Annotated in this window: 17 protein-coding genes and 1 riboswitch; of the genes, 4 read left to right on the forward strand and 13 right to left on the reverse strand. The window is 55.8% G+C overall.

The window, feature by feature from the left end; genetic code table 11:
- Window positions 1–4: 4 nt before the first annotated feature.
- Window positions 5–1,036 (reverse strand): YlbL family protein, encoded by a 1,032-nt coding sequence (locus tag F556_RS0102605; RefSeq protein WP_020615333.1) that lies wholly within the window; start codon window positions 1,034–1,036, stop codon window positions 5–7.
- Between the two features lie 97 nt (window positions 1,037–1,133).
- Between F556_RS0102605 and F556_RS33120 the strand changes: the two genes are divergently transcribed.
- On the forward strand, window positions 1,134–2,315 hold the full coding sequence (locus F556_RS33120; RefSeq protein ID WP_020615334.1) for a nucleoside recognition domain-containing protein: 1,182 nt from the start codon (window positions 1,134–1,136) through the stop codon (window positions 2,313–2,315).
- Here the strand turns inward: F556_RS33120 and coaD are convergent.
- The 3 genes from coaD to F556_RS0102625 all read right to left on the reverse strand — a co-directional run bounded on the left by coaD (window position 2,294) and on the right by F556_RS0102625 (window position 4,339).
- Window positions 2,294–2,818 (reverse strand): pantetheine-phosphate adenylyltransferase, encoded by a 525-nt coding sequence (gene coaD / locus F556_RS0102615; protein ID WP_020615335.1) that lies wholly within the window; start codon window positions 2,816–2,818, stop codon window positions 2,294–2,296. The genes F556_RS33120 and coaD overlap by 22 nt on opposite strands.
- The gene (gene rsmD / locus F556_RS0102620) at window positions 2,796–3,398 is read right to left on the reverse strand and encodes a 16S rRNA (guanine(966)-N(2))-methyltransferase RsmD (RefSeq protein WP_020615336.1); all 603 of its coding nucleotides are present in this window, start codon (window positions 3,396–3,398) and stop codon (window positions 2,796–2,798) included. The genes coaD and rsmD overlap by 23 nt, the downstream gene beginning before the upstream one ends.
- 338 nt (window positions 3,399–3,736) lie before the next feature.
- On the reverse strand, window positions 3,737–4,339 hold the full coding sequence (locus F556_RS0102625; RefSeq protein ID WP_020615337.1) for a YitT family protein: 603 nt from the start codon (window positions 4,337–4,339) through the stop codon (window positions 3,737–3,739).
- Between the two features lie 76 nt (window positions 4,340–4,415).
- Here F556_RS0102625 and F556_RS0102630 point away from each other — a divergent pair, with 76 nt between their 5' ends.
- Complete coding sequence (locus F556_RS0102630; RefSeq protein ID WP_020615338.1) at window positions 4,416–4,730, forward strand: hypothetical protein; 315 nt, start codon at window positions 4,416–4,418, stop codon at window positions 4,728–4,730.
- Between the two features lie 58 nt (window positions 4,731–4,788).
- Window positions 4,789–4,959 (forward strand): hypothetical protein, encoded by a 171-nt coding sequence (locus tag F556_RS37565; RefSeq protein WP_020615339.1) that lies wholly within the window; start codon window positions 4,789–4,791, stop codon window positions 4,957–4,959.
- Window positions 4,960–5,043: 84 nt separating this feature from the next.
- Here F556_RS37565 and F556_RS39020 read toward each other — a convergent pair whose 3' ends face one another.
- The 8 genes from F556_RS39020 to F556_RS0102675 form a co-directional block, all read right to left on the reverse strand.
- Window positions 5,044–5,172, reverse strand: a complete 129-nt coding sequence (locus F556_RS39020) for a hypothetical protein (RefSeq protein WP_020615340.1) — start codon at window positions 5,170–5,172, stop codon at window positions 5,044–5,046.
- A gap of 84 nt (window positions 5,173–5,256) precedes the next feature.
- Complete coding sequence (locus tag F556_RS0102645) at window positions 5,257–6,063, reverse strand: TatD family hydrolase (protein ID WP_020615341.1); 807 nt, start codon at window positions 6,061–6,063, stop codon at window positions 5,257–5,259.
- 1 nt (window position 6,064) lies between these two features.
- Window positions 6,065–6,856, reverse strand: coding sequence for an ABC transporter ATP-binding protein (locus tag F556_RS33125; RefSeq protein ID WP_020615342.1), 792 nt, complete (start codon window positions 6,854–6,856; stop codon window positions 6,065–6,067).
- Window position 6,857: 1 nt separating this feature from the next.
- Entirely contained in the window at window positions 6,858–7,622 is a 765-nt protein-coding gene (locus F556_RS0102655) for an ABC transporter permease (protein WP_020615343.1), read from the reverse strand.
- The gene (locus F556_RS0102660) at window positions 7,612–7,914 is read right to left on the reverse strand and encodes a thiamine-binding protein (protein ID WP_020615344.1); all 303 of its coding nucleotides are present in this window, start codon (window positions 7,912–7,914) and stop codon (window positions 7,612–7,614) included. The genes F556_RS0102655 and F556_RS0102660 overlap by 11 nt, the downstream gene beginning before the upstream one ends.
- A gap of 28 nt (window positions 7,915–7,942) precedes the next feature.
- Window positions 7,943–8,950: an ABC transporter substrate-binding protein gene (locus F556_RS0102665; RefSeq protein ID WP_020615345.1), complete on the reverse strand. Its 1,008-nt coding sequence runs from the start codon at window positions 8,948–8,950 to the stop codon at window positions 7,943–7,945.
- Between the two features lie 137 nt (window positions 8,951–9,087).
- Window positions 9,088–9,197, reverse strand: a riboswitch (TPP riboswitch).
- A 65-nt stretch (window positions 9,198–9,262) separates the two neighbouring features.
- On the reverse strand, window positions 9,263–9,661 hold the full coding sequence (locus F556_RS0102670) for a YhjD family protein (RefSeq protein WP_020615346.1): 399 nt from the start codon (window positions 9,659–9,661) through the stop codon (window positions 9,263–9,265).
- Window positions 9,662–9,777: 116 nt separating this feature from the next.
- Window positions 9,778–11,064: a DUF2515 family protein gene (locus F556_RS0102675; RefSeq protein WP_020615347.1), complete on the reverse strand. Its 1,287-nt coding sequence runs from the start codon at window positions 11,062–11,064 to the stop codon at window positions 9,778–9,780.
- A gap of 158 nt (window positions 11,065–11,222) precedes the next feature.
- Between F556_RS0102675 and F556_RS0102680 the strand changes: the two genes are divergently transcribed.
- On the forward strand, window positions 11,223–11,891 hold the full coding sequence (locus F556_RS0102680) for an SOS response-associated peptidase (protein ID WP_020615348.1): 669 nt from the start codon (window positions 11,223–11,225) through the stop codon (window positions 11,889–11,891).
- 201 nt (window positions 11,892–12,092) lie between these two features.
- Here the strand turns inward: F556_RS0102680 and F556_RS0102685 are convergent, their stop codons facing one another.
- Window positions 12,093–12,380, reverse strand: a complete 288-nt coding sequence (locus F556_RS0102685; RefSeq protein WP_020615350.1) for a stage VI sporulation protein F — start codon at window positions 12,378–12,380, stop codon at window positions 12,093–12,095.
- Window positions 12,381–12,411 lie beyond the last annotated feature (31 nt).

The following is a 12,411-nucleotide window of genomic DNA, read 5'->3' on the forward strand; positions in this document are numbered from 1 at the left end:
TGGGTTATGCCTCCTGTTGAAGTGCCTTGATGGCTTCGTCCAGTGTCGATACGGCAATCACCTTCATCTTGCTGCCGATCCGCCGCGCCTTGGCGGCGGCTTCTTCGGCGTTCTGGCTGGGAGCCAGGAACAGCTCGGTCCCCATGGCTTCTGCAGCTGTAATCTTCAGCGAGATCCCGCCGATCGGCCCAACTCTCCCTTGCGGATCAATCGTACCCGTTCCAGCGATCCGCCGTCCGCCGCTGGTATCTCCCGGTGTAAGATCATCGTAAATCTGCAGGGCGAAGATCAGCCCCGCGGACGGACCGCCGATCTCCCCTGCATCGATGCTCACTACCATCGCAGGATCCTCAGGTGTCAGCATGCGCAGCTCAGCCAATTGCAGCCCCCCCAGCGCCTGAGGAAGTCCTTGTGGATCGGAGGCTTCGAGTGTCTGTAGCAGCGTCGTCGACACCTCTTCCTCGCGCCCTTCGCGCAGCACAGTCCATTGCAGCGTATCGCCAGTGGAACGTTGCATCAAGAGCACAGCCAAGGCTGACGCATCCTTGAATTGCATGGCGTCGAGCGCCAACAGTTGATCGCCTGGCCGAAGACCACCTCCTGCTGACTGCGGGACATCCGTCACTACAAGTCTATCCGGTTCAATTGTATAGGGAATTTCGGCAGCGCGATATGCCGCCTCGATTGCATTGCTTTGGGATTGCTGCATCACATAGCTTAGACGCGCAGCATATTCCGTCTGGCTTTTGTCCCCGATAATATCCCGTTTGTTGTACAGCAGCATATCCGAGTCCCACATCGACTGCAGCGACATCCAATAATTAGCCGAGGTCATCCGAATCGTCGTTAGCATGAAGACCCCCTCGGCTTGCGTGTCCTCCGATGCCGTCTGCACCATGGGGCCAACCGGTGTTACTAGGCCGGGGGTGTATACCGCATAGGGCGTGGGCAGGTAGAGCAGACAGATCATTACGATCGCAGCCGCCAGAGCGGGCCGCAGGATCGCACCGCCCCGCGGCCGTTGCTGTGCATTCATGAGGAGCCTCCTTCCCAACCGTCCGAGTGGTCTATGTGCAGGCTTGTTCGCGTACTATGATAATGTCCATACTATGCTTGTCTTGGAGGTTACCGGTATGCTGCGAACCATTTTATATGCTATCTCTTCGCTGGCGCTCGTCGCGATTGTCGTTCGTATGCCCGAGACCGCCCTCCAAGCCGCGCTCCAAGGCATCGCCCTCTGGTGGGGCATCGTCTTTCCAGGTCTCTTGCCTTTCTTTGTCCTGGCCGAGCTCCTGCGCGCCTTCGGGGTACTTCATGCCCTAAGTGTGCTGCTGGATGCTCCGATGCGGCGCTTGCTCGGCTGGCCAGGGGGCGCGGCCTGGGCCATTGCGATCGGCTGGACGGCCGGATATTCAGCAGGCGCAGAGGCGACAGCAGCGCTGCGAATGGAGCAGCGGATTAGCCGACGACAGGGCCAATGGCTGCTTGCCTTCTCCCATATGCCAAGCCCGATGCTAATCCTCATCGTCATCGGGGCAGGGTTTCTTCACCAACCGTCGCTGGGTATCCTCATTGCGCTAGCCGTGTGGCTCTCCGCTCTACTCGGATTAGTGCTGCTCCGACTTGTGCGCCGCCCCGCTCCAGAGCCGGAGGATAGAACACACACGCATCCTCCGACAGGCTTGCTCCGCGCTGCCGTAATAGCCATGCTGGAAGGTCACAGAAGCGATGGCCGAAGTCTCGGCCAGGTTCTGGGGGAAGCCGTAACTGGCAGCATCCAAAAGCTGATGACCATCGGTGGTCTGATCATCATGGGCTCTCTGGCTTCCCGACTGTTGCAGCTGGCTCTGCCGCCTGCTTTATCTCCACTTGCTTTTTCCGGCCTGTTCGACAGTCATCTCGGCACCTACGCGCTTAGTGAAGCAATGACGAGCTATTCCACGCCGCTGATTCTTGGTGCCATCGCAGCCACCTTGTGCTGGGGCGGCTGGAGCTCACTCCTGCAAGCCCGCAGCGCCTGTGCCGGCACCGACCTGAGATTTGGCCCGTTTCTGCTGGCTCGAATCGGTCATGCCTTGCTGGCCTTTGGCGTCATCCTGGCGTTATGGGAGCCCTATAATCGCTGGCTCAGCCCCGCCGTCTGGTCCCCAAGCGGCGCCGATGCCTGGCAACCACCACTTGAGCTGCGTCTTGGCGACCTGCCAAGCCTATGGTCTTATGTACCGGGCGCGATGGTCGGCTGGGGTGTATTGTGGAGTTTCCTTCTGTTAGGATCATTCCTCTATTGGGTCACTCAGCGACGGTCCCCGGCCTGAGCGCGATCGCGGAACCGCTGGGTCAGCGCCTGTTCGACATGCCGAGGCACGAGATCCTTGACATCTCCCTCGAACTGGGCGATTTCTTTGACAATGCTGGAGCTAAGATACGAATACTTCGGATTGGTCGTCATGAAGATCGTCTCGATTTCATCATCGAGATGACGGTTGGTGGAAGCGAGCTGCAGCTCATATTCGAAGTCGGTAACGGAGCGAATTCCCCGGACAATGACGCGCGCATCGCGGGACCGCATGTAGCGCACCAGCAGATCACGGAAGCTGTCGATTTCCACATTTTTCAGATCACTGGTAGCTTCTCGCAGCAGCTCTTTGCGCTCATCCACGGAAAACATCGGATTTTTGCTCGTATTGTTTAGTACGGCGACAATCAGCTTGTCAAACTGTTTGGCTGCGCGATGAATAATGTCCAAATGGCCTAGGGTCACGGGATCAAAGCTCCCGGGGTACACGGCAATTCTCTCAATCGGGGCTTGGGGCTTCATCTGCTGTTCCTCCTGTAGGGTCTTCGCCCTCTGCGTAATCATAGACTGTAACGGCTGTATCGCCATATAGGGCCTGCCGGCGCAACCGGAAGTCCCCAACTGTATCGCTATAGGCATGCCGCGCATCGTGCTCCACGACGATAACAGCGCCAGGGGCAAGGAGCCCGCGGTCCGCCATTTCTCGCATCAGCTTGTCGGCTTCCTTCATCTTATAGGGTGGATCGAGAAAGACCAGCTCGAATTGCATCCCTCGCTTCTCTAACAGCTTGATTGCCCGACTGGCCTCGTTTTTATAAATTTCGGCACGGCTCGACATTCCCGCTGCTTCGATATTTCTACGTACAACCTCAATACTCTGGCGATCCAAGTCGATAAAGACGGCCCGCGCCATGCCGCGGCTGAGCGCCTCAATGCCGAGACCACCTGTGCCTGCGAACAGATCTAACGCTTGACCGCCTTCGAAGTAGGGACCTATCATACTAAATATGGCTTCTTTGACCTTGTCCGTAGTCGGTCTGGTATTGACCCCCGGGACCGCTTTCAGCGGGCGGCCTTTGGCTTCGCCTGCGATTACTCTCACCTTGTTGCCGCTCCTTCCATACAGCTGCTTGTCTGATTTGCTTTAGCTATCGTACCATAATTTGCTGCCATTGCAAGCAGAATGCCTGCTTGAAGCCGGTTCTACCCGAACTTTTTGGGGACATCCATGTATAAGTCTGTCCAGACCTGGCTATCCTTACAATATCGGTGTCGTGAGATGCCGTAAGCAAACCGCGGAGCAAGCTTACGTTTCCCCATAAGCTCTTCGTCCGGTTTCTCCTCTCCCATTGAAAGAGGCCCTCGCAAGGGGGCCTCGATTTTTTGTGTGCAATTTCCAATCGTTTCAAATGTGGAGTGGGCGGGTACAAATAGAGTAAACTACGCAACTCTCGTTCTATTGGAAAATCTGATTGTACAGAGGCTTGTGGTTACACCTCCGCAACCAATCGTAATTACAGATAACGGGAATGTGTCACCTTGCAGCAATATGCCGCCTATGCTAATGACAAGACCGTCGATCAAAGCGATAAGAACGCCGACATTCAGTCCGGCTCGCTTGGCTAACATGTGGGCCAGCAGATCCGTACCGCCGGTGCTCGTCTTGTAACGCAACATGATGCCGAGCCCTAGTCCAATCAGCATGCCGCCTATCGCGGACCGAGCAAGCGGAGTCCATTCCACGTAGTATAGAAACACATATTGATAAGATTCCATCCGATCAATCATATAGCTGGAGAAGATCATGCCGAACATGCTGTTATATACCATGGGCCGGCTATAGAACCATGCAGCTATAAAAATGGGAATACTGCATACGATAATGATAAGGCCTATTTTGAGACGGAATAGATAATTGATGATCAGCGCTATGCCAATTACGCCTCCGTCTAGCACTTGAAGTGGAACCAGGAATAAATTGATGCCTGCCGCAATCAGAAAGCTTCCCGCCACTACGGCTAACGTCTTTTTCAGGAAAGACACGGACAACAGCTCCTTGCACTGGCATGTCTGATTATATGCTTGTACGCCTAATTTTAAGACAGGAGAGTGAGTTTAGATGAATGTGTCCTTCGTGAAAGTATTTGATAAGTATGAATTGGCTGTCATTGAACACAACAATAGCAAGTACGAGGTGCGGGTGCTGCTTCGCAACTTGCCGGTCAGCTTTCCGATTTGCGATGCCGACAAGTACGATGACGCGCATGAGAAGGCTAACCGTTTCCTGGATATGTACGAGGCGGCCAAACAGTATAACTTTCAGGCAGGGAGCGGCGGTATGACCAATGAAGAAGGCCATCTGGTGAGCTATGACGATCTGTTTATTACCCCGCCGGATCAGTTTTCCTCCGTCTTCGAAGGCAAGCTTCAATAAAAATGCAACGCAGCGACTCCTCCTCACGTACTAAGGAGTTGGAATGGAGGTGTCCTGCATGAAATTGAATCCGATTGGCCTTTCGCTATTCTCGACCATCCTGATGATCGCAGGGTTCATCCTGTATATGACCGAAACTGGCAACCTGGGCATCCCCCTGCTGATCATCGGCTTGTTCGTAAGTGTTGTCAGTGTCGTCATCCGCTGGAATCAGGCCAGACGGGGTTGACCCGTCAATTTATCACACCAAGGCATATGGAAAAGCCGCGCCTCTGACTTGCAGAAGCGCGGCTTTTTCTATGGGATTACTGAATTACAGCAAGAACGTGCGCGAAATAATGACGAGCAAGATGAACAAAACCAGGATGGCACCTGTGTTTGTAAATGCTCCGCCTACGCCTCCGCCACACGGACCGCAACCGGCACCAGCAACATAGCTCATCTGTACGACCACCTTTCAGTAGGAATAACCTATCTTATGAAGGTACGTACCCATTGGATTGGACGAATAACTATATTTTTTCGTTTAGATCCCGTAAAAGCTCCGCAGGTTGTCCCTGGTCCGGGTTGCGGCCTCCGTTTCCCCGATTCCCTTCAACCGCGCAATATGACGCACGACATCAGCCGTCATGCCTGGGCACGTAGCTTGTCCGGTATACGGACCTTCAAACGGCCACGGTCCATCCGTCTCCGTCATCATCAGCTCAAGCGGATACCGTGTCACGAGCGATTGAATCTCTGGCTCGTAGGCGACATCCGGCGTAACCGACAGGTAGTAGCCGGACGCCATCATTCGGTTAATCGTCTGTGGCGGTCCTTTAAACCAATGAAAATGAGCCTTCTCCACCTGGTGCTTCTCGAGCAGGTCGCATACCGTCTCCGCATCCTCGTACACCGCATGGAGGGCGATCGGCCGTTTCAGCTCGCCAGCTAAGCCGATGAACGACTCCAACAACTCGATATAGGGCTTGAGCGATAACGTCTCGCCTGCGGCAGCTGCGCTGGTGCGTTTATAATAAGGCAGGCCCACTTCACCAATGGCAAAGCGTTCACCGTCCGCTGCACGCTGCCGTATCCAGGATAACAGTGCCGCATGAGCTTTGCGATCAGGAATCACTTGTTCCGGGTGGTAGCCATAAACAGGCAAGATCCGCCCAGGATACCGCAAGCTCAGTTCCCGGTTAATCTTGCTGGATGCCAGGTCCATCGATACCGCAACGATAGCCTCCACCCCATCAGCCCATGCTTGCTCCAGCATGGCTGTGCGCGTGGCTGCCGGGTACAAATCGACATGCAAGTGAGCATCCGATAATCGGTGATGCCATTCCGTCATCCTATGAGCTCCTCTCATCTTCTACACTCAACACGCTGTTGCTGCTCAGCAGCTCGTACAACTCTTGCTTCCAGCGGTTGAATTGTGGATCTGTCCACAAATCGCTGGACCTGGGCCGAGCAAAGGGAACCTCCACTTCCCGGATGACCGTCGCGGGAGAGGCCGAGATGACAAGAATCCGATCCGAGAGCAGTAAAGCCTCCTCAATACTATGAGTCACCATCAGCACCGACCGCCGGTTGGCCTCCCAGATGGAGAGCAGCCACTGCTGCATCTGGAGACGTGTCAGCGCATCCAATGCACCGAATGGCTCATCCAGACACATCAAGTCTCGCGGGGCCAACAGAGCCCGCAGAAACGACACTCGCTGCTGCATGCCGCCGGATAGCGTATGCGGATAGCTGGATTCGTAGCCCGCCAGTCCAATACGAGGCAGCCACTCCATGCTCTGACGGCGCGCTTCCTCTGCAGGCACCCCTGCGATCGACAGCGCCAGCACAATATTATCAGTGATCGTGCGCCAGGGCATGAGGGCGGCTTGCTGGGGCATGTATGCGATATGCCCCCGTTCGCCGGTGACTGCCCGGCCGCCAATCCGGATCTCGCCGCTATCCGGCTTCTCCAGGCCACCAATCAGCTGAAACAAGGTCGTCTTGCCGCTTCCCGAAGGACCGATCAGCGAGACAAACTCCCCCTCGCGGACCGTTACCTCCATTCCGCCCAGCACCTGCAGCGTCTTCTTGCCGCTGCCAAACGATTTGGTCACGCCTCGAACTTCCAATGCAGGGTGCATGCTACTTGCCCTCCTTTCGCGGCTGCCAGCGGGTAAACCAGCGTTCGATAGCAACGATTATGCCGAACACGATCAGACTAAGCAAAACGATGATGGCTACGCCAGCGAACACCCGCGTCACTAGAAATCCGCTGTAGGACAGCTTGATAAAATACCCGATGCCACGGCTCGCGCCCAGCCATTCTGCCACGATGACGCCAGTGATGCTATAAGCCGCTGCGATCTTGAGTCCCGAGAACAAATAAGGAACGGCTCCCGGCAGCTCCAAATCGCGAAAGATGCGCCACTTGCCGGCACCGATCATCGCCAGGTAATCCGCCAAGCGGGGATCTCGCTGACTCAGCCCGCTGAGCATGGCGACGGCAATCGGGAAGAAGCACACCAGGATTATCAGGACAAGCTTGGGCAACAGCCCCAAGCCAAGCCAGATCATGAGCAGCGGGTACAGTACGATTGTCGGAATGTTCTGGGACAGGACAAGCAGCGGATAGAGTGCGGCCCGGGCCCCTGGAATCAAGTGCAGCAGCGCCGCGACCAGCATGCCAGTCGCGGCGCCCGCGGCGAATCCGATAATCGCCAGTTGGGCGGTCGCCCATGTATGCTCCATCAGCCGCGGCCCGATCGTCCATGCTTCGCGCACAATTTCGACCGGACCAGGCAGCTTCCAAGACTCCAGCTCGAATAGCCAGACCGCTCCCTGCCAGATTAGGAGCAGCAAGAAAAGGACCGCGAGCGGCGGTCCCGCGAAGCGGAGCTTATCGCCCACCGGGGTAATTCTCCAGCAGACGATCCATCGATGCGCCATCCTGCGGATTGTGATACAGCTTGATTTGGGAGATCACAGATGGACAGCCCAGCTCCGTCATCGCTTCATTCATTCGTTTGACCAGGTCCAGCAGCTCCGCCAGCTCGCCTTCAATGGTTGTCTCCAGTGGCCCTACCCGATAAGGCAAGCCTGAGGCTTTGATGACATCGATCGCCCGGTCGACATAACTGTAGAGCTCTCCACCCTCCGGCGTGCGGGGAAGAATCTGAATACTAAGCAATGTTGTAGCCATCTGGGATGCACGTCCTCTCTAGTACCGGTTATTCCGGCAAGAATTCATTCGTAAACGCAGCTTCGGTATCAATACGTCCCTCGAGCACACCGTGGTCGGCCATCCATTCCATATAGTTCAGCCATACCTCGGGCTTCTGCTCTCCCCAGCGGTCAGCATCCTCCTGGTAGCGGGGGCTGAGCCAGATCTGACTGGCGCGCACCAGCTCTTCGTTCAGGTCAGGTTCGGCCGCAATCAACAGCTCGGCCGCTTCCTCCGGCTGATCTATGGCATAACGATACCCCTCCGAAGTCGCAGCTATAAAGGCACGCACCACCTCTGGACGCTCCGCAATCATCTGCTCATTGGTTGCCAGCACAGGTGTATAATAATCCAGCGCCTCACTGTAATCCTTCACATAGAGCATGTCGATTTCTTCGCCTCGCAGCTCAGCCTCTACGCCTGTCCACGCATAATAGATCCAGGCAAAATCAATATCCTGCGCAGTAGCCGTGAAGAAATCGGCGCTGCTGTTGATGAACTCGACCTTGTTCACGTCAGCTCCCGCTTCCTGCATAAGGGCAGCTATAACCGCTTCCTCGACCGGATTGCCCCAGCCGCCGTAGCGCATGCCCTCAAAGTCGGCAGGTGACTGGATATTCTTCGCTACCGGCGCCGCGAAGCCCGAGGTATTGTGCTGAATGACCGCCGCGATAGAGACAATCGGCACGTCCTGCACTCTTGCCTGGGTAATCGCTTCTTGATAACTGACGCCAAATTCGGCACCACCGCTCGCAATCAACTGGTCGGCGCCTGTCTCTGGCGGAGAAATAATCTCTACTTCCAATCCATACTCCTCATAGAATCCCTTATCACGGGCCACATACAGCCCGGTATGGTTGGTGTTAGGTGTCCAATCCAGTACGACCTTGACTTTCGTCAGATCCTCTCCTGCTCCGGACTCCCCGCTTTCTTGCTGTGCATTGCCTCCACAGCCTGTCACTAGAATCGTGGCTGCCAGGATGGCTGTCCCCCATTTGATGCGGTTCCTCTTCATTCTCTCTGTTCCCCTCTCATGCCCAACCGTCATACGTGTCTGACTCTGAGAAACACTTAGATAACAAAAAAACGTCCCCTTGCCGGAGGACGTCATGCGATATACCGTCCTCTGTCCCGCTTACAGGCGGAAACAGCAGTGACGGTATCATCCGTTCCTACGCTGGCATTATCCAGATCAGGTCAAGGGTCGGTATCTGCTTGCGGGATACCCTCTCAGCCGGCTTCACCAGCTCCCCGAAATCGTATGCGGTTGTGATCTGTCTCTATTATAGCAAAGCTTCGTTCAAAAAGACATCGGTTAATCTGCTGTTCACGGCTGGAAGATCTCCCGCACATATCTGCCGATGCGCTGGCTGATTTCCCTGCGGGCCAGATCACGCATCAGCCCGAACCGGTCCTCGTAGCCTCGGCAGATGAAACGGTAGTACAACACGCCGTCAATCTGTTCGTCTTCAAACACCTTGATTTGTCGTTGGCGCAGTTCTTTCCTTGCCCGGGCAAGGTCAATATGGATCCGGTTCATCAATACCTGCGAAGCTGCAACGTAAAGGCGGCGGATCGCATATCCGGATTGCTCCACCTCGCGGGCGTTGCGGTCGACGATCGTGAGCAGCATCGGCAGCAGCACGGAATCGCGGATTATCCGCAGCTCTTCAGCAGAAGGAGAAATCGAGCCGGTCGGCACAGCTTCTTGCAGCTTACGGTTCATAGTACGCATCTCCTGTACAGGAATGTATGTTCGCTATACATTATACTACGAATATACGTTCCCTATGCAAGCACAATTTGTACCATCTGCTCGAGATGGCGACTAAGCGTTAATCATCAGTCTCTGCGACCCGGCAAGGTATGGGTATCTTCACCGGCAAGTACAGCAAGCTCCAGCTTGTCTAGCGCAAAACCGTACTCATTAGTAATGACAAATGACCTCGGCAGCGGAAGCCGCTCCAGGTACCCCGCCAAGTCCTGAGGGTCTGCCTGCATCAGCCAGTCACCCGGCTCGGGCGGACGTCCCGGCTGGTCTGCCCAGGCCTGGCCGAGCTCAGGGCTGTACAGCCTATCAGCCCCCTCCAGCAGCCGCAGCGCATGCAGCCGCTCGCGGAACGGTCCGTGTGCTTGTGCCCCCGCTTCGGGGCTGAACAGCTCTCCCGCATAATCGGCACGAGAGCCGGTGTGCGGATGATGGCAGACATACCCCGAGACACCGTCGAACACTTCTGGAATTCGATAAAGGATCGCATACAACCGCTTGCCGAACGCGATTCGTTCCTGAAGACTTGTGAAATCCTCCAGTACCAGCCCGACATACACGGTCCCCTGGCCGTTTGCCTGATAAGGAAAGATGACCTGGTTGAACTGCAGCGGTGACTGCAGCTTGAAGTATAGCGCCTCGAGAACATGCTCACGGTACCATGGATGCTGGACAACCCGCTCTTCAATATAATGCTGCTCGTTCACGATCAGCGCCATGCTCAACATCGCGGATTCCCGGCTGGCATAGAACCGCGACCATACCGGCTGCATGAAGCGTGATACGCCCAGAGCAGGCAGCAGCCGCGACAAATCCTCCCCCGTCGCCAGTCCAGCCTCATAGAGCAGCAGCTGTGGATACGCATCGCCAAAGATAAGAAAATTGGCGCGTTCCAGCATCTGGAACGTCTGGCGCCGCTGCTCCCCACTCAGCAAGCGTGAGATCAGCTCGCCCTGAAGATCGGTCATGTTCCACCCCCCGTTGCGGGAGACCATATGCGCCAGCAGAGACCAGTGCACTTCCGGATGACGGCGGTAAAAGGAAAGATACGCCGCTGTACGCGTTACATTGTTGCGGTTCTCCCGTTCTGTTCGCTGGCGAATGTCTGACAGCAGGGCGCGCTCGGCAGCCTTGAGCTCAAGCTCTGGCCTATAAGTCTTGCTGCCGAGGGACTGCCACGCGTCTGCCAGGTGACCCAAGGACTGCTTATCCGGGAGCTGGAGCCTTTGTGCCGTCCGTCTAAGCCGGGCCGAGAGCCACCACCCCGCCCGCTTGCCGCTCCAGTAGCGATACAGCTCCCGAGGCCATCTGGCCACTTTGTTCCACCAGGAACCAGGGGCCCCCTTTTGTGCCGATGTCATGCCAGTTCCTCCGTTCTTATCGATCCTCTTCCCCATTATCTGCCGATTTGCAGGTGTCCATTCCCGGGAGCGATTGATACCCGCTGGAGATCGGTCTATACTGTAGACAACAGCGGAGGGACAACCTCCGGAATCCAGCCTGAAAGGAGTCTATGCTGATGTGCGGTCGGTATACGATTACCCTGTCGCTAGAAGAGCTGATGCTGTTTTATCATATTGCGGAGAGCCGCATCCCCCACTACCGCCCGCGCTACAACCTGGGACCGGGTCAGGGCATTCCGGCCATCGTTCACGACGGCACGGGCAACCGGCTCGGCGAGCTTTCCTGGGGATTGACACCTTCGTGGATGACAACCCCTTCGGCCAAGCCGATCATTAATGCCAGGGCTGAGTCTGTCCACGAAAAACCGGCCTTTCGGGAGCTGGTGGCGACTAACCGTTGTCTGATTCCGGCAGATGGCTTCTATGAATGGCAAAGCCAGAGTGACGGCACCAAGCAGCCGATGCGTATCGTGCGCAAGGACCGCCGCCCCTTCGGCATGGCTGCCCTCTTCGAGACGAGAGTGAACGAACAGGGCAAACGCATGAGCAGCTGTGTCATTCTGACAACAGCCGCCAACGCCGTGATGGCACCCATCCATCACCGGATGCCGGTCATCCTGGAGGCGCAGGAGGCTGAGCACTGGCTGGATCGGACAGTGAATCATCCACAGCAGGTGCTGTCGCTGCTCCGTCCTTGTTCAGACGAATGGCTGGAAGCTTATCCGGTCGAACGACGCGTCGGCCAGACCAAGAACGATGATCCGGCTTGCATAGAACCGATTTAAGACTTCGAACAAGAACAACTTACATGTTAGATAGGTCCTCCAAGTATTGTGACTTTCCTTCGGATCTGTAGAGGAAGAAAAGTGCCTTACAGCCGGCGGATGGCTGTTTTACGGACCGGCAGAGGAAGCTAAACCACCACAAAAAAGCCAGCCTGAATTGGGCTGGCTCTTTGCTTTTACCGGCGTGACATCGGCCGGTCATTACCGAAACATGCTCCACAGCTTGAGCAAATGGAGCGTATTGTTCGGGTCGATTTTTTGTGCAAGGACAAAGGCGATAATCTGTTCTTCCTGCGTCTCGGTTAACGGTTCATTCAGGATCTGAGAAATGGAACGCACGAGCTTTCTCACTTTTACGCGATCCCGCAGGTCCGTCTTGGTAACATTCGTCAAATGCTGTTTGACTTTTTCCTTGACGACCGGATTTTTCATTTTTGCCTTGACCCGTGCGACCAGCTCCGGGCGAATTCCGTACTTTTGATAACTCAACCACAACACCTCCATGAGCGCCCCGAGGGCA

It is taken from the genome of Paenibacillus daejeonensis DSM 15491, from assembly GCF_000378385.1.
In the GTDB taxonomy this organism is placed as follows: domain Bacteria; phylum Bacillota; class Bacilli; order Paenibacillales; family Paenibacillaceae; genus Paenibacillus_D; species Paenibacillus_D daejeonensis.

Coding starts and splice junctions, on each gene's coding strand:
- F556_RS33125 (WP_020615342.1), bottom strand. CDS start 6,856: ATGCACCCTGCATTGGAAGTTCGAGGCGTGACCAAATCGTTTGGCAGC.
- F556_RS37565 (WP_020615339.1), top strand. CDS start 4,789: ATGAAATTGAATCCGATTGGCCTTTCGCTATTCTCGACCATCCTGATG.
- coaD (WP_020615335.1), bottom strand. CDS start 2,818: ATGAAGCCCCAAGCCCCGATTGAGAGAATTGCCGTGTACCCCGGGAGC.
- F556_RS33120 (WP_020615334.1), top strand. CDS start 1,134: ATGCTGCGAACCATTTTATATGCTATCTCTTCGCTGGCGCTCGTCGCG.
- F556_RS0102645 (WP_020615341.1), bottom strand. CDS start 6,063: ATGACGGAATGGCATCACCGATTATCGGATGCTCACTTGCATGTCGAT.
- F556_RS0102605 (WP_020615333.1), bottom strand. CDS start 1,036: ATGAATGCACAGCAACGGCCGCGGGGCGGTGCGATCCTGCGGCCCGCT.
- F556_RS39020 (WP_020615340.1), bottom strand. CDS start 5,172: ATGAGCTATGTTGCTGGTGCCGGTTGCGGTCCGTGTGGCGGAGGCGTA.
- F556_RS0102680 (WP_020615348.1), top strand. CDS start 11,223: ATGTGCGGTCGGTATACGATTACCCTGTCGCTAGAAGAGCTGATGCTG.
- F556_RS0102630 (WP_020615338.1), top strand. CDS start 4,416: ATGAATGTGTCCTTCGTGAAAGTATTTGATAAGTATGAATTGGCTGTC.
- F556_RS0102660 (WP_020615344.1), bottom strand. CDS start 7,914: ATGGCTACAACATTGCTTAGTATTCAGATTCTTCCCCGCACGCCGGAG.
- F556_RS0102670 (WP_020615346.1), bottom strand. CDS start 9,661: ATGAACCGTAAGCTGCAAGAAGCTGTGCCGACCGGCTCGATTTCTCCT.
- F556_RS0102675 (WP_020615347.1), bottom strand. CDS start 11,064: ATGACATCGGCACAAAAGGGGGCCCCTGGTTCCTGGTGGAACAAAGTG.
- F556_RS0102665 (WP_020615345.1), bottom strand. CDS start 8,950: ATGAAGAGGAACCGCATCAAATGGGGGACAGCCATCCTGGCAGCCACG.